Origin of the sequence: Exobacillus caeni (genome assembly GCF_005747095.1) — a bacterium.
GTDB lineage: Bacteria > Bacillota > Bacilli > Bacillales > Guptibacillaceae > Exobacillus > Exobacillus caeni.
This window is the reverse complement of sequence record NZ_SWLG01000027.1, coordinates 12,169-36,431: the sequence shown is the minus strand read 5'-3', so window position 1 is coordinate 36,431 and position 24,263 is coordinate 12,169. Positions and strand designations below refer to the sequence as shown.

Below are 24,263 nucleotides of genomic sequence, written 5' to 3'. Positions count from 1 at the left end.
GTTTTTTCTCTTAAAATAGAGATTCATTTATCTTTTGAATAGAAAAGGGGGCTGCCCAAACACCGCTTTATCGATGTTTTGGGTCAGCCCCTTGAAATCTCTATTTTTTAGCTGTAAGACTATCTTTTAGAAGAGCAGTCACTTTACTTCTTTCATCTTCAGAAACCTGGAGATAATAAATGCCATCTATTTTTGTTCCGCTGCCTTTGACTTGATACTGTTCAATATTATTTTTAGCAGATCGGTAGTTGCTGAATACATCCTTCATTTCTCCAAAAGTCATATTCGTTTTAACGTTTGACCCGATAGCATTTAAAATATTATCTACCTTCGTAAACGAAGATATATTTGCACCTTTATCAATTATCGCTTCGATTACTTGCCTCTGTCTTTCACTTCTTCCAAAATCGCCACGTGGGTCCTGGTATCTCATCCTTACATAACCGAGTGTTTGAGGACCGTCTAGCTCAATCTTTCCTTTTTTATAGTGATAACCTTTTTTATAGTAACGATCATCATACCAGTCAAGCTTATTATTAACTGTTATTCCACCAACACTATCAACAAGCTCACTTAGAGCTTCCATGTTAACTTTTATAAAATAATCCACGGGAACATTAGTAAAGTTTTCAACTGATTTGACAGCCATTTCTGTACCACCAAATGCATAGGCATGGTTTATTTTATCCTGAGTTCCTTTTCCGACAATCTCAGTTCTTGTGTCTCTAGGGATACTAACCATTTCCATAGAGTCTGTTTTAGGATTTAAGGTCATCATGATTATAGAATCTGACCTCCCTCTATCCCCGGCTCTTTCATCTACACCCATCAATAAGATCGAGATAGGATCTTTTCCATTTTTCACTTTTGGTTTTGGCTTGGTCGTTTTATATTCCTCGTGCATTTGAGAGGCTGTGTCTTTTACAGAACTATATAAATATAGACCATACGCTCCAGCTCCCACTGCAAGAAATAAAACTATAGACAAGGTAACTTTTAATAAGGTTCTTTTTTTCTTTCTATTTTTAAATCTACCCATTTATAGATTCCGCCTTTTTCTAGTTATTTACATTAAGATTATACATTTTGACATATATAACGTAAACAATATTTTACTAGGAATACCTTTATAAGTAAAATAGAGGTGGAATATATGAGTGAATCTGACTCATTTCCAATATTTTAGCAAAAACACTGTTGTGATTAGAAAAATATGTTACTATAATTAGAGTTTGAAGGAAAGTATTCGACAGCTAAATGAAAAATATGTCGGTTTTAAATTGAAACTAAATTAAAAATTATAAGATTGCAAATATGTGGCCGCCAGAAAATGAGGGGGAACGAATGTTGAGAGAAGTGCGTAAAGCAATTATTCCAGCAGCAGGTCTTGGAACAAGATTTTTACCTGCGACTAAAGCAATGCCAAAGGAAATGTTACCTATCGTTGATAAGCCAACGATTCAATATATTGTAGAAGAAGCGATCGAGTCTGGAATTGAAGACATTCTTATTGTAACTGGAAAAGGTAAACGATCAATCGAAGATCATTTTGACCATGCATTTGAGTTAGAACAAAACCTTTTTGAAAAAGGGAAAGTCGAACTTCTGCAAAAAGTCCGGCAGTCGTCTAAAGTGGATATTCACTATATACGCCAAAAGGAGCCAAAGGGCCTGGGACATGCGGTTTGGTGTGCTCGTAAGTTTATTGGTGATGATCCGTTTGCAGTATTACTTGGTGACGATATCGTGCAAGCAGAAAAACCTTGTTTAAAACAATTGATTGAGCAATACAATGAAACAGGTTCTTCTGTTATCGGGGTTCAGACTATTCCTGAATCAGAGACACACCGTTATGGTATTATTGATCCTATTTCAAATGTTGGAAGAAGATACAAGGTAAATAACTTCGTGGAGAAACCAAAGCAAAATGCTCCTTCAAATCTAGCGATTATGGGACGTTATGTGTTAACTCCTGAGATTTTCCCCTACCTGGATAAACAAGAAACTGGAGCCGGCGGCGAGATTCAATTAACAGATGCCATTCAAAGATTGAATGAAGTACAGGAAGTTTTTGCATATGATTTTGAAGGAACTCGGTATGATGTAGGTGAAAAGATTGGATTTATTAAAACTACAATTGAAATGGCAATCCAAAATCCAGAATTGCATACAGAAGTTGTCCAATTTTTAGAGGCGGTTTTGAAGAAAGAAAAGATTCAGTTGTAGGAGGAATTTAATTGCACTCATCAAGTTTTAATAGCCACATAAGTTACCAGGAAAAAACGAGTAAAAACCTTATTGAAGATGAATCGAAAAGTTACTTATTTATGAAAAGGTTAATGGATATAATGGGGGCAAGTATTGGTTTGATACTTTTAGCACCTCTGTTATTTATTGTTGCTTTTTTTATTAAGTTTGAGGATCCAAAAGGTAAAGTGTTTTTCAAACAAAGCAGAGTTGGGAAAAACGGAGAGATGTTCTCCATGTATAAATTCCGTTCGATGATAATGAACGCAGAGAAACAACTGGGTTCACTAATGGATAAGAACGAAACAACTGGTGCGATGTTTAAAATGAAAAATGATCCAAGGGTTACAAAAGTTGGCCGTTTTATTCGGAAAACAAGTATAGATGAACTGCCCCAGCTGTGGAACGTTTTAAAAGGGGATATGAGCCTTGTTGGACCACGCCCGCCTTTACCAAGAGAAGTAGAACAATATAATGAATATCATTTACAAAGACTTCTTGTTATACCTGGTTGTACCGGGTTATGGCAGGTAAGTGGAAGAAGCGATATAGGGTTTGAAGAAATGGTAGAATTAGATTTGAAATATATTAAACAGCGTAATATCGGATTTGATATTCTACTCATTTTTAAAACAGTGTTTGTGTTATTTGGATCCAAAAATGCATACTAGTTTGTTCCCGTTTTTTAGGAGGATGTATGAATGCCGCTCGTAATTGATCGGACTATAAATAAAATTGATTCTTTCATTAGTAGTGGACGCTTTATTAAGCTGCTAGCAATTTTTTATGTGTTTTTTCTCTTTCAGGATTTACTAACTAGAAACATAGAGAAAATTAGTCCAATTGCAAGTGGAATTCTTAGCAACATGGATGAACTGTTTCTTATCGTTTTCTCTATTGCTATTATAGTAATCTCTTATAGGAAAAGAGTTCTGAAGCTAGACTTTATAACAATAACGTTCCTTTCAATATTAGTGTTGGGTTTGATTTCGAGTTTGATTAATCAAGTCCCCTGGTTCATTACTGTTCAAGGGGCCTTTTTAATGGTAAAAGGATTTTTTGTATATTACATTTTTCGATATTTAGTAGTTACAGAACGAACCATCCGTTCATTCGTAAAACCTATTAAATGGGTTGCTTTATTGGTGATTGTGTTCGCTTTTGTAGATCTTGTGTTTAGTGAACAATTTAGAATGCTATTAAATACTGATCAAAAATTTGATATGAGATCGGGACTGCTTAGTCTACAATCCTTTTTTGTCCATCCCAGTGTTTATGGATGGTTCTGTGCAATTGTAGCTCTGTACTTTCTCTCATCTTTTATTGTTTATAAAGACAGGAAAAAAGCAATTTACTTTATCGTGTTTTCTATCGCTGCTTTCTTCTCTTTACGGTTTAAAACTGTCCTTGCCTTAATGGTTGCTTCTTTACTTTCTGTAATTCCTGCTTTTCCAAAGATCAGAAAGCTAAAATGGCCGGTTCTTGTCGCTATAGGTCTTACCATTATAATAGTTGCCCCGCAAGTTTATGATTTAGCCATGCTTACAATACAAAGATATATAAATATTGACTATACAGAATCAGCCAGAAAAGCATTGTATATTTTTGGCTTTGTCATAGCTATTGGTGAATTTCCGTTTGGCGTTGGATTTGGGCGATATGGGGGCTGGATCGCAAGAGAATATTACAGTCCTGTTTATGTGGAATATGGATTGGATAAAATTTACGGTCTCTATTCTGCAGATCCAAAGTGGGCAACCGACACTTATTGGCCTTACATTATGGGTGAAGTCGGTTTGATAGGCGCTATTCTTTTATTATCTATGTTTATTTTTATCCTTTATAAAATTTATAAAGGTTTTGTTACAGCCGAGGATTTGTGGAGAAAAGCCTTTTTATTGTTTGCATTATACGTTGTGATTCAGAGCCTGGTGGATTCGCTTGGGCATCAAGTGTTTAACAGCGGACCTCAGTATCTATTCGTTTTTGCCATTATTGGGCTGGCCTTTTCTGTTCTCCCAGAAAATGAGACAGAAAGAAGAAGTAATACCCTTGATAGAAAGCCTTCTTCTTTATTTCACAACCGAGACAAATCGCAGGATAACGGAGATGAAGGTGAATCGATGAAAAATAAAAAATTAAAAGTTTGTCTCATTAGTTCCTCTGGTGGGCATCTTGAACAACTAAAACAACTGATACCGACTGCACAGCAGTATGACATGTTTATAGTTACGGAGGCTAATAAGTCCTCGCTGTCACTTGGAGAAAAATATAAAACTTACTATATGAGGCAGCAAGAACGAAAAAGTTTTAGTTTCTTTTTAGACTTTCCGATAAATATTGGAAAATCCATCGTTACCTTCTTGAAAGAAAAACCTGATGTGGTCATCTCAACAGGTGCTGGAATGGTTATACCGTTCTGTTTGTTCGCAAAATTATATGGAAAAAAAGTAGTTTTTCTAGAGAGCTTTGCGAAAATAAATTCCCCTACCATTACAGGAATTGTTATCTATCGATTCGCAGACCGTTTTTATGTTCAATGGGAGGAAATGAAGAAACATTATCCAGATGCGATTTATAAGGGGGGGATCTATTGATATTTGTAACAGTAGGTACTCAGCGTTTTCAGTTCAACAGATTATTTAAAGAGCTTGACAGGTTAATTAAATCAGGAGAAATATCTGAAGAAGTTGTAGCGCAAACTGGCTACACTGACTATCAACCTGAACAATACCAGGGCGAATCTATGGTAAGTCCTGAAAAGATGGATGAATTTATCGATAAAAGTACGTTAGTCATTACGCATGCCGGAACAAGCTCGATTATCAAATGTTTAAAACAGGATAAAAAAGTTGTGGTTGTCCCTCGTGTTGCTAAGTATGGGGAACATGTGGATGATCATCAGTTAGAAATTGCCGAACTTTTTGCTGGCCAAAATTTGATTGAGCCAGTTTATGATATAAAAGATCTGAAAGAAAAAATCAATGCTGTTAAAGGTAAATCTTATTCCAGCTATAAATTCGATAATACAAAATTGATAGGTTCAATAGATGACTATTTAACATCATTAAGTCGCAGTCTATGACAGGAATGTATTACATCGAAAACAAATTTGGTTGTTTTCTAAATTAAGGAGAGATAATTGTGAAGTTAACAGTTGTTGGAACTGGGTATGTTGGCCTTGTCTCTGGAGTTTGTTTTTCAGAAATTGGAAACAACGTGATTTGTATTGATAGAGATGCAGATAAGATTGATAGATTGAAAAATGGAGAAGTTCCTATTTACGAGCCGGGTTTACAAGAATATCTAGTTAATAACATGAATAACGGCCGATTGGAATTTAGTACGGACATTAAGTACGGAGTGAAAGAATCCGACCTAATCATCATTGCAGTAGGAACACCATCATTGCCAAATGGGGAAGCTAACCTTGCTTTTGTTGAGGAAGTCGCAAGGAATATAGCAGTGGAAATGAATGGATACAAAGTTATCATGACTAAAAGCACGGTCCCTGTTGGAACAAATGAAAGAATTAAGGAAATTATCTGCTCCATTACTGACCATCCTTTTGATGTCGTTTCGGTTCCGGAATTTCTAAGAGAAGGATCTGCAGTGAAAGATACTTTTTCACCCGATCGTGTCGTAATTGGAGTAGAAAATAAAAGAGCTGAAGAAATTGTTTCGGAACTTCATAAACCGTTAACAGATAAGGTTGTTGTGACGGATATTCGAAGTGCTGAAATGATTAAGTATGCATCCAATGCTTTTCTTGCTACAAAGATTTCTTTTATCAATGAAATAGCGAACATTTGCGATAAAGTTGGTGCTGATGTATCCAATGTTGCAAAAGGGATGGGATATGATAAGAGGATCGGACCGCACTTCCTTAACGCTGGGATAGGTTATGGCGGTTCTTGTTTCCCTAAAGATACCGATGCACTCATTCAAATCGCTGGTAATGCAGACTATGATTTTAAGCTTTTGAAAGCTGTTGTAGATGTAAACAAGCACCAGAGATACAACATCCTGGACAAGCTTCAGCAGGTTCTTGGAAATTTAAATGGTAAAAAGATTGCGATCTGGGGATTAGCTTTTAAACCAAATACAGATGATGTTAGAGACGCACCGGCTAACGAGGTTATTACTGAGCTGTTAAAATTAGGTGCGGATGTATCGGCATACGATCCTATTGCGATGGATAATTTTAAAAAGTCCCTTGATCAAGATGGGGTTTCCTGGAGCGAAACTGCCTTTGAAGCAGTTCAAAATGCGGATGCGGTTTGCTTGCTGACCGAGTGGGATGAATTTAAAGAGGCTGACTTAAATCAATTGGAAGCTGCCATGCGCTTTCCGGTTCTAATAGATGGAAGAAACGTATTTACTCAAGAGCAATTATCTGAGAGTAACTTAATTTATCACTCTGTTGGCAGACCGAGACTGCAGCAGAAAGAGCTTGAATTGTACGTTTGATACATGGATGGAAAGCTTAAATCCTTCAGTAAAACAAGCTGAAGGATTTTTTTCGATTGGAACTTGCTGTTTCTTATAAACAAAGAAAAAGGTGGAACTTTATGAAGATTGGGATTGTAGGAAATTACGGACACAGCAACAATGGGGATGAGGCGATTTTAACAGGTATCTTAACGCAACTAGAAACAGAATTTAACGTAAAAAAGGATGATATCTGCGTTTTTAGTAATAACCCCGAAGACACAATGAAAAAACACAATGTAACATCGTATCCGTTAATGCACAAAAAGGGGAACACGGCAACCACAGCTATCAATACAATTCTTAAGCATATTGCAGTATTTAGAAAGCTCGACCTCTTGATTATTGGGGGTGGGGGCCTTCTAATGGACATGTACAAAAGGGATGCACCGCTATACAGTACTCTAGGTATCCTTAGTAAAATGCTTGGCAGTAAGGTGATCATCTATGGAGTTGGTGCTGGGCCAATTAATACACAGGCCGGCAAAACCTTTATTAAGTCTTTAATCAATGCTTCCCAGTCGATTTCTGTAAGAGATATCAACTCTAAAAAGCTGCTAGAGCAAATAGGGGTGCAAAAAGACATACGAGTGATCGGTGATCCTGCCTTTAACATTGTAAGCAGTAAGAGAAAAGTTCAAAAAGATAACATTAAAAATGTCGGGGTAACAGCGGTTCCTTACTTTAGTAAAGACTATTGGCCAGAGGCAGATGAAGATAAATATCATTCCTATGTAAACGCCATGGCTAAAAACCTGGATGCCATTATTGAAAAGGAAGAGTTGAATGTCACTCTCTACTCCACAAAATATCCAGAGGATGTTACAGTAACTAAGGATATTTTCGCCAAAATGGTTAACAAGAGAAATGTGGCTTTGAATGACCGGAATTTGAGTCCGCTTGAAATCTTTGATTTGAGCACCGAACAGGATTTAATCATCGGCACAAGACTTCATTCCCTGATCATAGCAACCTCTGCTCAAACTCCTGTAATAGGAATAGGCTATCATCATAAAGTGAGAGACTTTATGCAGGGAATCGAGAGAGAAGAAGCGTTTGTGGAAATTAATAATTTGGAGCAGGATGACAACTCCCTGTTAAAAATTGTTCAATCATTTCAGGAAAACTGGGATGAAACGAAGGAAGAATATAAAGAAGTATCAAACAAATGTAAAACACAAGCCAAACAAGGATTAGAACAGCTGTCTGCTTATATTAAATAGTTGGCTAATTGGAGGTAATTCGTGAGAGTTTTAGTATTATCCAACATGTATCCTGGTAAAGGGTCACCAACGTTTGGTATATTCGTTCGAAATCAGGTGCAACTGCTGAAAAATGCGGGAGTCAAGGTAGACGTTATTGCAATTGATAATCAGAAAATGGATAAGCCAACGGTAATCTTCAAGTACTTAAAGTGGATTCTTTCTTGTTTGATGAATTTAATCTTTAAAGGAAGAAGTTATGACGTAGTTCATGTTCACTACGTGTTTCCTACTGGTCTTCTTGGTCTTCTTTATAAAATGCTCTATAACAAACCGATCGTTGTCACCGCTCATGGCGGAGATATTGACCGAATGGCAAAAAGGCATAAGTATTTTAAGGAACTGACTAATAAGATTCTTAAAGAATCAAGCTATATAATAGCAGTCGGAGAGCAGCTTTATAGAAATATTATTGATGAATATAATGTCCCTAAAGAAAAAATGAAAGTACTCAACATGGGTGTAGATACAAATGTGTTCTATCCACAGGACAAGGCGAAGTTAAAGGAAAAACATAAAGTCTCCGGAACCACAGATGTTATTCTTTTTGTCGGCAATTTTATTAAGCAAAAAGGGATAATGGACTTAGTGAGGGCGTATAAAAAATTAAAGCCGGAACACCAAAATAGTAAGCTAGTGTTTATTGGGGCTATTAAAGATCATGCTTTTTTTGAAGAAGTTAAGGAATATACAGAAAAAGAAGGCATTGAAGATATAGGTTTCCTGGGTCCTATGACGCAAGACCAAGTAGCTGATTGGATGAATCTTGCGAGTGTGTTTGTATTACCTTCTCATTTTGAAGGCCTTGGATTGGTTGCCTTAGAAGCAATGGCCTGTAAGACTCCTGTGGTCGGTACAAGAGTAGGCGGTCTCCAATACTTATTAAATGAAGCTGGCGGCATGGTAGTCGATCCTAATAATGCCAATCAACTAAAAGAAGCGATAGAAAAAGTATTAACAAATGAAGATGCTGCATGTAATATGATAGATTCCGGCTTTGCCATGGCGCAAAGTAATGATTCAGCAGTGGTAACTAATAAGTTGATCAACATCTATCGCAATATAAAATAGTTCGTAGAGAGTAGAATTTAGAATGAAAATTAAAACACTTGTTGGTTTAATAGGCATCGTAACATTAATAAATATTTTAGGGAGGATGACCGGTTTCCTCCGGGAGATTTTAATCGGTATCCACTTTGGAACTTCTTTTTTAGCTGATAGTGTTGTACTTGCTTATACACTTCCCCAGTTTTTTTATATTGTCCTGGGAGGAGCGCTTACTACTTCGTTTATAAGCATTTACAGCAAAATTGATGATACTAATAAAAGAGACTTTAAAAGAGTAATCTTAACCTACAGTTCTTTAATCCTGCTCGTTCTTACAGTGGCTCTTATTCTTTTAAATGAAGTGATCATCCGTGAGCTGTTTCCCGGGTTGGAAGGAAACCAGTTAGATGTTACCCAGTCTCTGTTTAATATCACTGCTCCATCGACTCTTTTCTTAGTTCTTTCCATGTGGTTTACTGGTATCTTAAATGTACACGGAAAATATGTTGGTGCGAGTATTGCAGTCCTGCTTAATAATGTCCTCTTTGTATTAGCAATTCTAGTATTTCACCGGTTCTTCGGTGTTTATGCTTACGCATGGGGCTTCGTTTTTGGTGCTTTGATCATGTTTGTATTATTGATTTACCAGATGAAAAAGGAAGAGTTGCTATCTGCTTCACCACAGTTTAAATATGTTGATTCTTCTCACTTAAGAAGGTTGTTCAAAATATTTATCCCTATTTTGCTTGGAGGAGCCACGTTACAATTCTATTTTCTGATTCAAAGAATTTTTGCATCTTCTCTATCAGAAGGTTATGTAGCAGCCATTAACTATGCTTCAAAGTTAATCCAGCTTCCCCAGACGATATTGATGACAAGTGTTACGACAGTCATTTATCCATTGCTCGCTAAAAAGGTTGCAAACAAGGAATACCAGGATATAAACAAGATTTTTGAAAAAGGCAATCATCTATTGGTCATATTAATTATCCCGTTATCTATTTATACGTACTTTTTCTCATCGGAAATCACGGAAATTATCTTTGGATACGGTTCATTTGATAACAGATCAATCATCATGACTTCGAGTATGCTAAAGATATTTGTGATAGGAATGTTTGCCCATGCAGCGAATATGTATATAACAAGATTCTTTTATGCTACTGAAAAGACAATGTACCCGGTTATCATAAGTGTTATTGCAGTTTTTGTTTTAAATGTGCTTCTTGTTAACCTACTGCTGCCAGTGATCGGTGCAGGGGCAGTGCCATGGGGAACAACGGTCAGTGCCTTTGCCCAGTATTTTGCACTGTTGATTTTAGGAAAGTATTTGCTGGGATTAAGAGCCGGGAGTCATGTGCAAATCCTTAAATATGTATTCCTAATTTCTACTCAAGTTATCATTTTCTATCTCTTTAAAAACTTCACCTCTTTCCAGAACAATTTAGTAGAACTCACGGTAAGTTTACTATTGTTTGGTATAACGTACTTGTTAACTCTCTACCTTCTGGGTGAAAGGCTAAGTACACTAAATCCTAAGTCTAGTAAAAGAGTATAAAGCATTTAAAGGAAGAGCCAGCAGATGCTCTTCCTTCTTACGTAATGCCTAATAATTGGAATACATACCTATTATATTTATAATTAGATATGTAAATTAAGGATGGAATAAGAAAAAATGGAAGGAGAGGGGATTTTGAAAGTCAAAAAAGCAATCATCCCAGCAGCCGGATTAGGAACCCGCTTCCTGCCTGCAACGAAAGCCCAGCCTAAAGAAATGCTGCCGATCGTAGACAAGCCTACCATTCAGTATATTGTAGAAGAAGCGGTGGAGGCAGGAATCGAAGATATCATTATCATCAGCGGAAGAGGAAAGCGGGCGATCGAGGATCACTTCGATAAGTCCTATGAGCTCGAAGAAACGCTGGAGTTAAAGCAAAAACACGAAATGTTAGAAGAAGTCCGACGAATCTCTGGCATGGCGAATATCTTTTACATCAGGCAAAAAGAACCAAAGGGACTTGGACATGCGATTGGCTGTGCGAGCCACTTTATCGGGAATGAGCCGTTTGCTGTTCTGCTTGGCGATGATATCGTTCAATCAGAAACTCCATGTATCAAACAGTTGATCAATGAGTTCAATTTTTGTAATTCGTCCATATTAGGAGTTCGCCAGGTACCTGATCAAGATATACATAAGTACGGAGTAGTCACACCGGAAGCAGCTCCTGCAGGAAAGCGACTGTTTCCAATTAGTTCTGTTGTAGAAAAGCCGGATCTGGAAGAAGCTCCTTCCAACTATGCAGTGATGGGACGCTATATCCTACGCCCGGAGATATTCAATATTCTCGAAACCCTTCCGCCGGGAAGAGGAGGAGAGATCCAGTTAACCGATGCGATTAAAACATTAAGTGAATCGCAGGCCGTCTATGCGTATGAGTTTGAAGGGGACCGCTATGATGTTGGGGATAAACTTGGGTTTATTAAAGCGACTCTGGACTTTGCGTTGCACCGTAACGATTTAAAAGAAGATGTGTATGAATATATGATAACACTTATAAAACAGTCAAACTAGAAAGATGGCTTTTAAAGTCATCTTTTTAGTTTGCGCTATTTACAGATGGGGTATCAGACTATAGTAAAACAAGGACTAGAAAGGGTGAGATAAGATGAACAAATTTAATTTAGTAGATGAATTGCAACAATTGGTCACGAAAATAGAAACAAGTGACGATACGAGCCAAAATATGCAGTTCACTGTTGAAAAAATAAAAGAAATATTGCTTAAAAATAGTTATGAAGATAAAGATATCATATAAACAAAAAAGAATGGGTTTTCCCATCCTTAACTGATATGCAAGTGCTCTTTTAATTTAGCTGTAATCTTATGTTTTTCATCTTCAGAAACCATATAGTAATAGATTCCGTTTATCATTTTACCTGAACCTTTGACTTCAAATGTTTCTATATGCTTTCTTGCTTCTTTGTAGTTCTGTTGAATGTCCTTCATCTCTTCAAAGGTTAGATTTGTTTTTACATTTTTACCAAGAGCTTCAAGAATATTGTCGACTTTCGTTAATGAGGAGAAGCTTGCTCCCTCATCGATAATCGCTTCAATAATTTTCCGTTGCCTTTCATTCCGGCCTAAATCACCTCTGGGATCTTCGTAACGCATTCTCGAATATGCCAGGGCTTCATTAGCATTTAATTTTAACTCCCCTTCTGGAAAGGTGTATCCTTCATAATTAAAAGCCATCTCGTTGTTTACGGTTACACCATCTACAGCGCTTACGATATCTTTAAATGCTTCCATATTCACCTTAATGTAGTAATCTATAGGTATATCCAGGAAATTTTCTACCGTATCCATCGCCATTTCTATACCACCAAAAGCATAAGCATGGTTGATTTTATCATCAAACCCTTTTCCTATGATTTGAGTCCTTGTGTCTCGTGGAATGTTAAACATTTTCATAGAATTGTCGTTTGGATTAACGGTGATCACGATCATTGTATCTGACCGCCCCCTGTCATGCTCCCTTTCATCGACTCCAAGCATTAAGATCGAAATGGGGTCCTTCTTCTCTGGTTCAATTTTCTTTTCCCGTTTATCTGATACACGATCTATATCATCATGCATCTGTGAGGCAGTCTCTTTCACATTATGGTAAAGATAATATGCATAGCCTCCGGTTCCCAACACAATGAACCCGATTATCGATGCAATGATTAATACCGCTTTTTTCATTTTAACCTTCCTTTCATGCTTCTGGTAGAAATAGGATGCTTATTGTAGAATTATAAATGATAATAGAATTGGAAGGCAACTTAGTTTTATAAAAATGTTATAATATGAATCAGCTAAAATAGTAGAGGTGTTGAAATTAAAATATGATTGATATTCATTGTCACATTTTATCGGGAGTCGATGACGGAGCACGAAATGAAATAAATAGTATTGAAATGGCCAGAAAAGCGGTTGAGGAAGGAATAACGAAAATAGTAGCAACTCCCCATCATAAAAATGGGCATCACCATAATGAACGGAGTAGAATACTGGAGGCAATCGAAAAACTCAATCAACAACTTAAAGTTGAAAATATTCCCTTAACAATTTTACCAGGACAAGAAATTCGAATAAACGGGGAAATGGAAGAAGAGTATGAAAGCCACCAACTTCTTACATTCAATGACCAGCATAACCACATGCTGGTGGAGTTCCCTTCAAGCAATGTCCCTTCTTATTCCAAAAAGTTATTCTTTGATTTACAACTGAGAGGGATTACACCGGTGATTGCTCATCCGGAACGAAATAAAGAACTTATGGAAAATCCTGACCGTTTATATGACTTAGTTAAAAATGGTGCTTTAACCCAGCTTACTGCTTCGAGTTTAACCGGTGACTTTGGAAAGAAGATCAAAAAGTTTTCCATACAGCTAATTGAACATGGCCTTACACATTTCCTTGCTTCAGATGCCCATAACTGTACGAACAGATCCTTTCATCTTCAAGAGGCTTATAATATAGTAGAAAATCAATTGTCTTCGGAAGTGAAGTTCCAGTTCCAGGAAAATGCGGAGCGGCTAGTGCATGGTGAAACCATCTTCAAAGAAATTCCAGATAGAATAAAAAAGAAAAAGTTTTTCTTTATCTAACCGCTTTTTAAAGCGGTTCTTTTTATTTCTCAATTTATCTAATGAAATCAGGCTCTTATAAATGAGAACGGTTACATGACGGTTTTCGACACCATTCAACCTACCTTTATTACTATTTTTATAAAAGTGTTTAATTTTTACGAAAAAAGGGTAATCCTGTAAGTTTATCTGTGCTATATTAATACTTGTAATAAAAGTACCGTAACAAATGGAGGATACGATGGAAGAAACGATTAGCCTAAAAGAAATATTTGTAGTGTTAAAAAAGCGTCTCAACCTAATTATATTAATAACGGTCATTGCTACACTGGTAAGTGGAATTATATCTTATTTTTTCATAACTCCCATCTACCAATCTTCAACTCAAATTCTAGTAAACCAATCTAATTCAGAAGAGCGGACATTTGATTTCAATGAGGTACGGACCAATCTCGAATTGATCAATACATATAATGTAATCATAAAGAGCCCAACGATTCTTGATAAAGTAATAGCTGAACTTGGTTTAGATAAGTCTTCTCAACAATTAAATGGCCAGGTTACAGTTAGTAACGCACAAAATTCACAGGTAGTTGAAATTAAGGTAGAAGACCCCGATCCTGCGATGGCGGTTAAGATCGCAAACACAATAGCAACCGTGTTTGAAAATGAAATCAAAGAGATTATGAATGTTGATAACGTAAATGTTCTTTCAGAAGCAGATTTAGGAGCCGATCCTTCTCCTGTAAGCCCGAAGCCAATGCTAAATATGGCGATTGCATTCGTTGTTGGACTAATGACCGGCGTCGGATTAGCATTCTTACTCGAATACCTGGATAACACGATTAAAAATGAACACGATATTGATCGGGAGCTTGGACTACCAATACTTGGAACAATTCCTGTTATTGATGAGAGTAAGTCAAAATCATCCCAAAAAGCCGCTACATCATCGTTAAGGAGTGAGACACTTGGGTCGTAAAGATCGGAAACAGTTAAAGAAACTAAATGAACGTAGCTTAATCACATACAAAAATCCAAAATCACCGATTGCTGAACAATTTCGTACGATAAGAACCAACATTCAATTTGCTTCTATCGATGAAGAGATGAAGAGCATTATGGTGACATCAGCAGGACCTGGAGAAGGAAAATCGACTACGGCAGCAAACCTGGCGATTGTTTTAACCCAGCAGGGGAAAAGAGTATTACTCGTAGACGCTGACATGCGGAAACCAACAATGCATTATACATTTCAGCTGACGAATATCCAGGGGCTTACAAATGTTTTGACAAAGCAAACCAATTTAGCAAACGCTATTTCTAGAACACTGGTCCCCGACCTTGATGTATTGACCAGTGGCCCGATACCACCCAATCCATCAGAGCTGTTAGACTCAAAAGCGATGCGGGACCTTATGAAAGAAGCGCAAAGCTACTATGATGTCGTTCTTTATGATTGCCCACCTGTTCTGGCGGTAACAGATGCACAAATCATGGCAAATAATACTCAAGGTATTGTGCTAGTTGTGAGAAGTGGATTTACAGAAAAAGAAGCTGCTCAACATGCGAAAGAAAGAATCTTAAAAGCAAACGGGAAGTTGTTAGGAGTAGTGTTAAATGGCAAGAAAATGAAAGAGGGACAATATTACTATTATTACGCAAACAAGTAAATTCGACAAAACAAGACAGGTTATTCTGTTTTGCAAGGAATAAGTTCATGATAAGATAATATTAGAGTTTTAGTAATGAAAATCGACAACAGGCCCTTATCGCACAATAGTCTCAAGATAAGGGATTATATTTTTATTTAACCTGTAAAATATTAACAAATATCACCAACTTTACAAGTTGTAAAAATGTAAACTGGCAATGTCTCCTTGCCATTATCGACGGAGGCACTCGGCTATGCTGTGGGTACAATGACTCAGCACCTTAGACACAAGTTGTCGTTAGTGTAGTGATGAGGTAGGGTTAGATGCCCTGTTACATAATTCTTATTGAATGAGAGGAATTATTTTATTTATCAAGATCCAGCGGATGCTGACTCTAAGGATATCGACAATCATACGTACATAATCTATTTCATATCCAGACAGTTATGGCCTAACAGTTGCTTTAATTCCAGGAGTTCCACACCTGAACTATAAAGCAAAGTTGCAAACCTATGTCTTAATTTGTGTGCACTAAAGTGTTTCGTTATTGATCCGAGCTTTTCGTGCGTAGTTGTTAAAAATGTCTTGAATGGTTCTACGGTTGATACGGTTCCATCGCTGATAACGGCGTGTTATAAATAATGGATTCACTTGATCGTATTCATCGCCGAGCAAACCTTTTAAGTATTCTATGTATCTTTCAAGTACGTTTTTTAACTGTGGAGACAAAGGAATGAGACGTTCCTTTCTTTCCTTACCCAAAACCTTAAGAGTATTAAACCCGTATATTTTCTTTACTTAAATTAGTTCCGTTAGTCGGATGCCGGTATAAAGGAAAACAAGGATGATCGTGCTGACTCTAATAGAATGACGGCTTTCATCGCGAATGACGTCGAGAAACCTGGCGCATTCTTCCTGGCTTAAGTAAACAGGGAGCTTTTGTTCCATGTTTGGTTTGAATAACCGGTCAGCAATCTGGTGGTTAATCTTCTCTTCCAGGTAAAGAAACGTAAAGAAACCTTTCATGCAGGATACTTTAATTGCTCTTGCTGCAGGCCCGTTCTTTCGTTCTGTTACTAAAAATTGAAGAAACAAGCGGAGATGACGATACGTCACCTGACGCTTTTGCATTCGTCGATTGATAAAAAAACGGGGGGCTTTTTATCAACTCTGGGAGTTACCAGGCGATCACTGATAGGCCGGTCAATAATTTCTTCTAGGTAAAGAAAATTGAAGTATCCCTAAAAACAAGAGACGCTATTAGCACGTGAAGAAGCACTTTTATTCTGATCTTCTTTTAAGTATTTTAGATAGTTCCGCAGATGGGGGAAAGTAACACCATCCCATTGATCGATATTTTCGTAAACGGATAAATAATTTGCAAGAGCTTTAAGTTTACTCTTATAGTTTGCCAGGGTTCCATAAGAGAGACCTTTTTCAATTTCTAAGGAATCTAAATATTCACCGATCAATTGAAACAAATTATCACCTCGTATCTTTTTTTACGCTGAATAAGAAGGTATTTCAATGAAGGTAGTTCATATTGAGGGTAAAACAGGAGATGGGGATAAAGACCTAGCAGATATTTTTAAATAGTTATACAAAGGATAGATGAATTCCTTTTTTATCGGAAGTTTTTTTAAAGTTTAAATAATTTAATTTAACGCGTTAACGTGCGAATTTGGTGTGGTTTTATAAAATTTCTTCCCTATTATATAGCAGGAGGGTAAACATGAAAATTTCAGTAATAGGAACTGGCTACGTTGGTCTAGTAACAGGTGTCTGCCTATCAGATATCGGCCACCAAGTTACCTGTATCGATATCGACCAACAAAAAGTAGAAAAGATGAGGAAAGGTATCTCACCGATCTTTGAGCCAGGTTTAGAAGAATTAATGGTAAAGAACATAGATGCAGAACGGTTGTTTTTTACAACAGACCACAAAGCAGGTTTCCAAAATGCTCAAGCAATTTATATTGCTGTTGGAACTCCACAAAATGGGGATGGTTCAGCCAATCTATTGTTCATTGAACAAGTAGCAAAAGACATAGCTACTCAGGTAACTAATGATGTAGTAGTAGTTACAAAAAGTACAGTACCAGTTGGAACAAATGACTATATTAAAAAGCTAATCCAGGAACAACTGGTTAACGATGTAAAAGTAGAAGTAGTTTCGAACCCAGAGTTCCTGAGAGAAGGGTCAGCAGTAAAAGATACGTTTTATGGAGACCGTATTGTTATCGGATCAGATAGTGAAACAGCTGCAAGTTTAATAGAAGAAGTTAATAAGTCGTTTGGAATCCCAGTTTATAAAACCGATATTAGAAGTGCAGAGATGATCAAGTACGCTTCTAATGCTTTCCTTGCAACGAAAATTAGCTTTATTAATGAAATTTCCAATATCTGTGAAAAAACAGGTGCAAATGTTGAAGATGTTGCAATTGGAATGGGACTTGATCAACGTATTGGAAACAAGTTCTTGAATGCTGGAATCGGCTATGGTGGATCTTGCTTTCCAAAGGACACAAACGCTTTAGTTCAAATCGCTGGCAATGTAGAGCATGATTTTGAACTATTAAAATCTGTTATCAAAGTAAATAACGATCAACAAAGGTTGCTAGTTGATAAGGCGATAAATCGATTTGGAACTCTTTCAGGAAAAAGAGTTGCTATACTTGGATTAGCATTTAAGCCAAACACGGATGATATGCGTGAGGCAGCATCTATCAAAATCTCTCAAGAGCTAGTCCAAATGGGAGCAGAAGTTGTTGCTTATGATCCTATTGCCATGGAGAACGCGAAAAAACTTCTGCCTGGTGCAATAATGTATGTAAATTCAATAGACGAAGCTATACTTAATGCTGACTGCGCATTTATCTTAACTGAGTGGGATGAGATTAAGAAGATCGACTTAAGTAATCTTAACAACGTCATGCAAGAAGCAGTTCTATTCGATGGCCGTAACTGCTTTTCTATAGAAGAAACAAAAAATGTAAATATCGAATATCACTCTATTGGCCGTCCATCAGTCATGAAGGAATTAGTAGTAAATTAATAGGGGGATTTTAAATTGAAGAAAGTAAAAAAGGCGATTATACCTGCTGCTGGTCTAGGGACTAGGTTCCTTCCAGCAACAAAAGCAATGCCAAAAGAGATGCTTCCAATTGTGGACAAGCCAACAATCCAGTACATAGTGGAAGAGGCAATCGAGTCAGGAATTGAAGATATTATTATTGTTACAGGTAAAGGTAAAAGAGCAATTGAAGATCACTTTGATTACTCTTTTGAGTTAGAGCAAAACCTTTTTGAAAAAGGTAAGATAGACCTTTTAGATAAAGTAAAGCATGCTTCTAACCTTGTTAACATCCACTATATTCGTCAAAAGCAGCCTAAAGGTCTTGGGCATGCTGTATGGTGTGCTAGAAACTTTATTGGAAATGAGCCGTTTGCTGTTTTACTAGGAGACGATATTGTTGTTTCAGAAAAACCAGGATTAAAACAGTTGATTGAACAATATGAAGCAACAGGTTCTTCTGTTATCGGGGTACAAACAGTACCTGATAACCAAACACATCGTTATGGAATTATTGATCCATCTTTACAAGAAGGAAGACGTTATAAAGTTAGCAATTTTGTAGAAAAGCCGAAAGAAAATGCACCTTCCAATCTAGCAATCATGGGCCGTTACTTGCTAACTCCAGAAATCTTTGATTTTCTTGATAGACAAGAAATTGGAGCTGGCGGAGAAATCCAATTGACAGATGCGATCCAGACTCTAAATACCATTCAGGAAGTATATGCTTATGACTTTGAAGGTACAAGGTATGATGTTGGTGAAAAGCTAGGATTTATTCTGACTACGATTGACTTCGCTTTGAAAAATGAAGAATTAAAATACGATGTACTACCAGCTTTAGAAAAAATGCTTGAGAGGGAGAAACTAACAAAATAAGGGGGAACGGCAGTGGCCATTTCCAGTGCACAATCAAATATAAATTTACAAAAAGATCACGTGGAAGCGTCTGTATACGATTCAATAGTCAATACAAAAATGTCCTATCTGTTTTTGAAAAGAACACTAGATTTTGCAGGGGCACTTTTTGGGTTGATTTTATTATTTCCTTTATTTCTTATTGTAGGTTTACTTATCAAAATAGAAGACCCAAAAGGACCTGTTTTCTTTAAACAAAAAAGAACTGGTTTAAACGGGGAAGAGTTTTATATGTACAAGTTCCGTTCAATGGTCTCAAATGCAGAGGAATTATTAGCTCAGTTACTAGATAAGAATGAAACAACCGGGGCAATGTTTAAAATGAAGGATGACCCGCGCGTAACTAAAATTGGAAAGTATATTCGTAAAACAAGCATCGATGAACTTCCTCAGTTATGGAATGTTTTTAAAGGGGATATGAGTCTTGTGGGTCCTCGTCCTCCATTACCACGAGAAGTTGAGGAATATGCAGATTTTGATAAACAAAGACTTTTAGTCAAACCTGGATGTACAGGGTTATGGCAGGTTAGTGGTAGGAGTAATATCGGTTTTGATGAAATGGTGGAACTTGATCTCCAATACATAGCAAACAGAAGTGTTTGGTATGACTTTAAATTAATTTTTATAACTGTGTTTGTTTTATTTGGTTCTAAGGATGCTTATTAATAAAAAAAGTTGGTGTTTATAGATGAATTATGTTGCCGTAATTCCAGCGCGTGGAGGCTCTAAAGGCGTACCAAACAAAAATATACGCTTAATCGATGGAAAACCTTTAATTGCCTGGAGTATTGAGCAAGCATTGGAATGTGAAGAAATTGATAGAGTTATAGTCTCTACAGACAGTGAAGAGATTGCACAGATAGCTAAACAATATGATGGTGAGGTTCCGTTCATGAGACCGGGCTATTTAGCTGAAGATACCACCGCTACTGAACCAGTTCTCATCCATGCGGTTGAATGGCTTGAACAAAATGAAAATTATAGTACGGATGCGGTTGTTTTACTTCAGCCAACATCTCCAGTTAGAAAAACAGGTAGACTTTCTCAGGGAATCCAACAGTTTGAATCTGAAAAAGCAGATTCGTTGTTAAGTGTTTGTGAAAATCACCATTTTTTTTGGGTTAATAAAGAAGAGCCAGAGGCGCTATACAATTATAAAAATCGCCCACGAAGGCAGGATATACAACCCGAAGACAGATGGTGTAGAGAAAACGGATCTATTTATATAACAAACAAAGAAGTACTTCTTAATAATAAGAACCGGCTCGGAGGAAATATATCTATGTTTCTTATGGATGAAGAAGAAAGCTGGGAAATCGATTCACTTACAGACTTTAAAATAGTTGAAATTTTTCTGAAGGAGCTTGAACGCTAAATGATCATAGATAAGAACATCAAGAAATATATTGTGTATTCTCAAGACAGCATCGTTAATGCGTTAAAGAAAATTAGTGATAATAAGGAACAGATCATTTTTTCTGTTGACGAGTATGGTGTGCTAGAAGGCGTCCTTACCGATGGCGACTTTCGTCGTTGGATTGTAAAACAGGAAAACATTGATTTAAATCAACCAGTGGAATTAGCAGTAAATAAAAACTATCGATATGTCAATAAAGAAGAGAGTAATGAAAACATCGAGAAGTTATTCGAAGAGAAGATTGGATTTATACCTGTTGTAGATGAAAAGCATCACCTGGTAGCTATCGCCAAAAGAGACTCCAACAAAATGGAAATTGGTGACTTTGTACTGGATGAGAACTCTCCATCTTTCTTAATTGCAGAAATCGGAAATAACCATAACGGAAGTCTTGAAATAGCGAAAACACTCATCGATAAAGCTGTTGAAGCAGGAGCGGACTGTGCGAAGTTTCAGCTAAGAAACTTAAACAGCTTATATAAAAATGCAGGGAATGCAAATGATGCTAGCGAAGATTTAGGTTCACAATATACGTTAGATCTTCTTTCCCGTTTCCAACTTTCTAACGAGAAAATGATCGAAGCATTTGAATATTGTAAAAGCAAGGGCATTTTGCCTCTCTGTACTCCGTGGGATAGCGAAAGCCTGCAATTGCTAGAGGAGTATGGTATGCCTGCTTATAAACTTGCTTCAGCGGATTTAACAAACCATGAACTATTGATTGAAATGGCACGGACGGGTAAACCACTTATTTGTTCAACCGGAATGTCAAAAGAGGATGAAATAAAGAAAGCTGTTCGTATCCTGAAACGCGAAGGGGCTCCTTACGTTCTGCTGCACTGTAATTCAACTTATCCTGCTCCGTTTAAAGATGTTCATTTGAATTACATGGACCGTCTAACGGAAATTGGTCAATGCCTTGTTGGATATTCAGGTCATGAGCGTGGCATAAACGTTGCAATCGCAGCTGTAAGTAAAGGTGCAAAGGTGATTGAAAAACATTTCACTTTAGACCGTAACATGGAAGGTAATGATCATAAGGTAAGTCTTCTTCCGGACGAATTCAAAATGATGGTACAGGCTATTCGTGAAGTTGAACTTGCACTAGGTACTTCTCAAGAAAGAATTATGTCCCAAGGTGAACTTATTAATAGAGAGAACCTTGCGAAGAGCCTTGTTATTAACTGCGACCTAAAAGAAGGGGAAATCATAGAAGAACAAATGATTGAAATTAAAAGCCCGGGTAAAGGCCTTCAGCCTAATAGAAAGGCAGAACTGATCGGAAAACCTGCAAAACGTGATTTTAAACCCGGGGAATTCTTCTATGAATCCGACTTGAAAGAAGAGTTTGTTAAACCTAAAGAACATTATCAGTTTGGTCACCGCTGGGGTGTGCCAGTCAGGTATCATGATTTTAAATCGATTCTTGAAAAGACGTCACCTGACTTTTTAGAGTTCCATTTAAGTTATAAGGATTTAGACGAGAACCTTGATGACTACTTTGACAGCGTTTACGATATGGATTTTGTCGTTCATATGCCTGAACTATTTGCAGGAGACCACTTGTTAGATTTTTGTTCATTTGATGAAGAATACAGACAGCACTCTGTTAAAGAAGCCCAACGAGTTATTAATATTACAAGAGAACTTCAAAAGTATTTTTCAAAATCAAGAAGAACGCTAATTGTAACTAACATGGGAGGATTCACGAAGGATGCCCCATTGGCACCTTCTGAAAGGCAAAAGTATTATGATCTGATCGAAAAAAGCCTGTCAGAACTGGATATGGAAGGCGTGGAAATTATTCCTCAAACAATGCCTCCGTTCCCGTGGCACTTCGGAGGGCAAAGATATCAGAATTTATTTATGGATCCAGCTGACACCGTTGCTTTTTGTGAAAGAAATAACATGAGAGTTTGTTTCGACACATCCCATTCAAAGCTAGCTTGTAATTACCATAACTGGTCGTTTGCAGAATTTATTAAGCAAATCGGCCCTTATACTGCTTATCTCCATATCGTAGATGCTGAAGGTGTAGATGGAGAGGGACTGCAGATTGGTGAAGGGGAAATTGACTTTCCTGCGCTGGTTGAAGGTCTTTTGAAATATGCTTCAAATGCAGCTTTTATTCCTGAAATATGGCAGGGACATAAAAACAATGGAGAAGGTTTCTGGATTGCTCTTAACAGGCTTGAAGAAGCATACCAAACTGTAAAAAATACAAACTAAAACGGTCTGGACTGGGTAAGATGATTAAAAAATTATTAAGTTCTTCACTGTTTCGATCCTCTGGGATTTATACCTTAACTAATATGCTTAATGCCGCGATTCCTTTTTTGATGATGCCTGTTTTGACCAGGTATATGACACCTATCGATTACGGAATCGTGGCTATGTTCACGGTATTAATAGGTTTTTTAAATCCTTTTATTGGCGTAAATATGCATGGTGCAATTAACAGACAATACTTTGAACGAGATAAAGTCGATGTTCCAAGGTATATAACAAATGGCCTGTTTGTACTAGCGATAAACACACTTTTTATTTCCATAATTGTATGGCTTTTAGCTGGGAAAATAAGCAAATTAACATCATTTCCTGCAGAGTGGCTATGGGCTGTTATGCTTGTAGCCGTTTTTCAGGTTTTGGTTCAAATCAAGATTGTTCTATGGCAAGTACAAGTAAAACCGATACCTTATGGATTGTTCCAAATCTTACAAACAAGCTTGAATGTAGGTATAACACTTATTCTTGTAGTAGGGTTCGGACAGGGATGGCAAGGAAGAATAGAAGGGCAAATAATAGCTGTATGTTTGTTTGGAATTATAGGTTTATTCCTTTTATGGAAAAACAATTGGATAAAAATATCTCTTAATATAGACTATTTAAAACATTTATTTTCGTTTGGCCTTCCACTTATACCACATACAGTTGGAGCTTTGCTTATTACAATGGTAGATCGCGTTTTTATTACGAATATGGTCGGAGTTGGGGCTACAGGTCTTTATACAGTTGGTTATCAGATAGGTATGATTATCGGAATTTTGCAAGATTCTTTTAACAAGGCATGGGTGCCATGGTTTTACAAAAAATTAAAAGAAGATCAATACAATGATAAGTTGAAAATCGTTAGAATAACATATGGATACTTTGTTGTTATTATATTAATAGCAATGTTGTTAGGATTATTCTCTCCATGGTTCCTAAGTTTTTTTGTAGGTAAGGAGTTTGAAGACTCAAGTCAATTTGTTATTTGGATTGCAATTGGGTTTGCGTTTAATGGAATGTACAAAATGGTTACGAACTATATATTTTATTTACAAAAGACAACAATTTTAATGTATACAACCTTTTTAACAGCATGTTTAAATCTAGTTTTTAATTATTTTTTCATTAAGTTAAATGGGGCTGTTGGCGCTGCTCAAGCAACTAGCCTTTCATTTTTTATAACCTTTGTTGTTACATGGGTTATGGCTGCCAAAATTTATAAAATGCCTTGGAATTTAAACATTAAAGGCTAA

25 protein-coding genes are annotated in these 24,263 nt (G+C 36.8%); 19 read left to right on the top strand and 6 right to left on the bottom strand.

Annotated features, from left to right (window positions below; all coding sequences use genetic code 11):
* Window positions 1-100: 100 nt before the first annotated feature.
* On the bottom strand, window positions 101-1,039 hold the full coding sequence (locus tag FCL54_RS21985; protein ID WP_138129367.1) for an LCP family glycopolymer transferase: 939 nt from the start codon (window positions 1,037-1,039) through the stop codon (window positions 101-103).
* Between the two features lie 308 nt (window positions 1,040-1,347).
* Here FCL54_RS21985 and galU (FCL54_RS21980) point away from each other — a divergent pair, with 308 nt between their 5' ends.
* From galU (FCL54_RS21980) to FCL54_RS24180, 10 genes are all read left to right on the top strand, one after another.
* Window positions 1,348-2,226, top strand: coding sequence for a UTP--glucose-1-phosphate uridylyltransferase GalU (gene galU, locus FCL54_RS21980; protein WP_138129365.1), 879 nt, complete (start codon window positions 1,348-1,350; stop codon window positions 2,224-2,226).
* A gap of 38 nt (window positions 2,227-2,264) precedes the next feature.
* Window positions 2,265-2,918: a sugar transferase gene (locus FCL54_RS21975; protein WP_246055418.1), complete on the top strand. Its 654-nt coding sequence runs from the start codon at window positions 2,265-2,267 to the stop codon at window positions 2,916-2,918.
* 30 nt (window positions 2,919-2,948) lie between these two features.
* Window positions 2,949-4,844 (top strand): PssD/Cps14F family polysaccharide biosynthesis glycosyltransferase, encoded by a 1,896-nt coding sequence (pssD, locus tag FCL54_RS24515; RefSeq protein ID WP_246055415.1) that lies wholly within the window; start codon window positions 2,949-2,951, stop codon window positions 4,842-4,844.
* Complete coding sequence (pssE, locus tag FCL54_RS21965) at window positions 4,841-5,332, top strand: PssE/Cps14G family polysaccharide biosynthesis glycosyltransferase (protein ID WP_138129363.1); 492 nt, start codon at window positions 4,841-4,843, stop codon at window positions 5,330-5,332. The genes pssD and pssE overlap by 4 nt, the downstream gene beginning before the upstream one ends.
* Before the next feature lie 59 nt (window positions 5,333-5,391).
* Entirely contained in the window at window positions 5,392-6,717 is a 1,326-nt protein-coding gene (locus FCL54_RS21960) for a UDP-glucose dehydrogenase family protein (RefSeq protein ID WP_138129361.1), read from the top strand.
* Window positions 6,718-6,818: 101 nt separating this feature from the next.
* The gene (locus FCL54_RS21955) at window positions 6,819-7,961 is read left to right on the top strand and encodes a polysaccharide pyruvyl transferase family protein (RefSeq protein WP_138129359.1); all 1,143 of its coding nucleotides are present in this window, start codon (window positions 6,819-6,821) and stop codon (window positions 7,959-7,961) included.
* A gap of 21 nt (window positions 7,962-7,982) precedes the next feature.
* Window positions 7,983-9,071 carry a glycosyltransferase gene (locus FCL54_RS21950; protein ID WP_246055414.1) on the top strand — a complete coding sequence of 363 codons (1,089 nt, stop codon included), beginning with the start codon at window positions 7,983-7,985 and terminating at the stop codon, window positions 9,069-9,071.
* Between the two features lie 22 nt (window positions 9,072-9,093).
* Entirely contained in the window at window positions 9,094-10,605 is a 1,512-nt protein-coding gene (murJ, locus tag FCL54_RS21945) for a murein biosynthesis integral membrane protein MurJ (RefSeq protein ID WP_138129357.1), read from the top strand.
* Between the two features lie 135 nt (window positions 10,606-10,740).
* Window positions 10,741-11,619, top strand: coding sequence for a UTP--glucose-1-phosphate uridylyltransferase GalU (galU, locus tag FCL54_RS21940; protein ID WP_138129355.1), 879 nt, complete (start codon window positions 10,741-10,743; stop codon window positions 11,617-11,619).
* 94 nt (window positions 11,620-11,713) lie between these two features.
* On the top strand, window positions 11,714-11,863 hold the full coding sequence (locus tag FCL54_RS24180; protein WP_171016971.1) for a hypothetical protein: 150 nt from the start codon (window positions 11,714-11,716) through the stop codon (window positions 11,861-11,863).
* A gap of 26 nt (window positions 11,864-11,889) precedes the next feature.
* Here FCL54_RS24180 and tagU read toward each other — a convergent pair whose 3' ends face one another.
* Window positions 11,890-12,792, bottom strand: coding sequence for a polyisoprenyl-teichoic acid--peptidoglycan teichoic acid transferase TagU (gene tagU / locus FCL54_RS21935; RefSeq protein WP_138129353.1), 903 nt, complete (start codon window positions 12,790-12,792; stop codon window positions 11,890-11,892).
* 143 nt (window positions 12,793-12,935) lie between these two features.
* On the opposite strand from tagU, the gene FCL54_RS21930 reads away from it, so the two are divergent.
* The 3 genes from FCL54_RS21930 to FCL54_RS21920 all read left to right on the top strand — a co-directional run bounded on the left by FCL54_RS21930 (window position 12,936) and on the right by FCL54_RS21920 (window position 15,352).
* Entirely contained in the window at window positions 12,936-13,700 is a 765-nt protein-coding gene (locus FCL54_RS21930) for a tyrosine-protein phosphatase (protein WP_138129351.1), read from the top strand.
* 220 nt (window positions 13,701-13,920) lie between these two features.
* The gene (locus tag FCL54_RS21925) at window positions 13,921-14,661 is read left to right on the top strand and encodes a YveK family protein (protein WP_138129349.1); all 741 of its coding nucleotides are present in this window, start codon (window positions 13,921-13,923) and stop codon (window positions 14,659-14,661) included.
* A complete protein-coding gene (locus FCL54_RS21920) occupies window positions 14,642-15,352 on the top strand; it encodes a CpsD/CapB family tyrosine-protein kinase (RefSeq protein ID WP_138129347.1) in 711 nt (236 codons plus the stop codon). The genes FCL54_RS21925 and FCL54_RS21920 overlap by 20 nt, the downstream gene beginning before the upstream one ends.
* Window positions 15,353-15,759: 407 nt before the next feature.
* Here the strand turns inward: FCL54_RS21920 and FCL54_RS24865 are convergent, their stop codons facing one another.
* The 4 genes from FCL54_RS24865 to FCL54_RS21900 all read right to left on the bottom strand — a co-directional run bounded on the left by FCL54_RS24865 (window position 15,760) and on the right by FCL54_RS21900 (window position 16,815).
* A complete protein-coding gene (locus tag FCL54_RS24865) occupies window positions 15,760-15,882 on the bottom strand; it encodes a tyrosine-type recombinase/integrase (protein WP_425467164.1) in 123 nt (40 codons plus the stop codon).
* Window positions 15,866-16,063: a hypothetical protein gene (locus FCL54_RS21910; RefSeq protein WP_171016970.1), complete on the bottom strand. Its 198-nt coding sequence runs from the start codon at window positions 16,061-16,063 to the stop codon at window positions 15,866-15,868. Before FCL54_RS21910 ends, FCL54_RS24865 begins: the two co-directional genes overlap by 17 nt.
* A 69-nt stretch (window positions 16,064-16,132) precedes the next feature.
* Complete coding sequence (locus tag FCL54_RS21905) at window positions 16,133-16,450, bottom strand: site-specific integrase (RefSeq protein WP_171016969.1); 318 nt, start codon at window positions 16,448-16,450, stop codon at window positions 16,133-16,135.
* Window positions 16,451-16,575: 125 nt separating this feature from the next.
* Entirely contained in the window at window positions 16,576-16,815 is a 240-nt protein-coding gene (locus tag FCL54_RS21900; protein ID WP_171016968.1) for a site-specific integrase, read from the bottom strand.
* A gap of 251 nt (window positions 16,816-17,066) precedes the next feature.
* Between FCL54_RS21900 and FCL54_RS21895 the strand changes: the two genes are divergently transcribed.
* From FCL54_RS21895 to FCL54_RS21870, 6 genes are read left to right on the top strand one after another with little or no spacing between them, the layout of a single operon-like run.
* Window positions 17,067-18,389, top strand: a complete 1,323-nt coding sequence (locus FCL54_RS21895; RefSeq protein ID WP_138129339.1) for a UDP-glucose dehydrogenase family protein — start codon at window positions 17,067-17,069, stop codon at window positions 18,387-18,389.
* A 15-nt stretch (window positions 18,390-18,404) separates the two neighbouring features.
* On the top strand, window positions 18,405-19,286 hold the full coding sequence (gene galU, locus FCL54_RS21890) for a UTP--glucose-1-phosphate uridylyltransferase GalU (RefSeq protein WP_138129337.1): 882 nt from the start codon (window positions 18,405-18,407) through the stop codon (window positions 19,284-19,286).
* Between the two features lie 60 nt (window positions 19,287-19,346).
* Complete coding sequence (locus FCL54_RS21885) at window positions 19,347-19,991, top strand: sugar transferase (RefSeq protein ID WP_246055417.1); 645 nt, start codon at window positions 19,347-19,349, stop codon at window positions 19,989-19,991.
* A gap of 22 nt (window positions 19,992-20,013) precedes the next feature.
* On the top strand, window positions 20,014-20,700 hold the full coding sequence (locus FCL54_RS21880) for an acylneuraminate cytidylyltransferase family protein (protein ID WP_138129335.1): 687 nt from the start codon (window positions 20,014-20,016) through the stop codon (window positions 20,698-20,700).
* Window positions 20,701-22,971, top strand: coding sequence for an N-acetylneuraminate synthase family protein (locus FCL54_RS21875; protein WP_138129333.1), 2,271 nt, complete (start codon window positions 20,701-20,703; stop codon window positions 22,969-22,971).
* A 20-nt stretch (window positions 22,972-22,991) separates the two neighbouring features.
* Complete coding sequence (locus FCL54_RS21870; protein ID WP_138129331.1) at window positions 22,992-24,263, top strand: lipopolysaccharide biosynthesis protein; 1,272 nt, start codon at window positions 22,992-22,994, stop codon at window positions 24,261-24,263.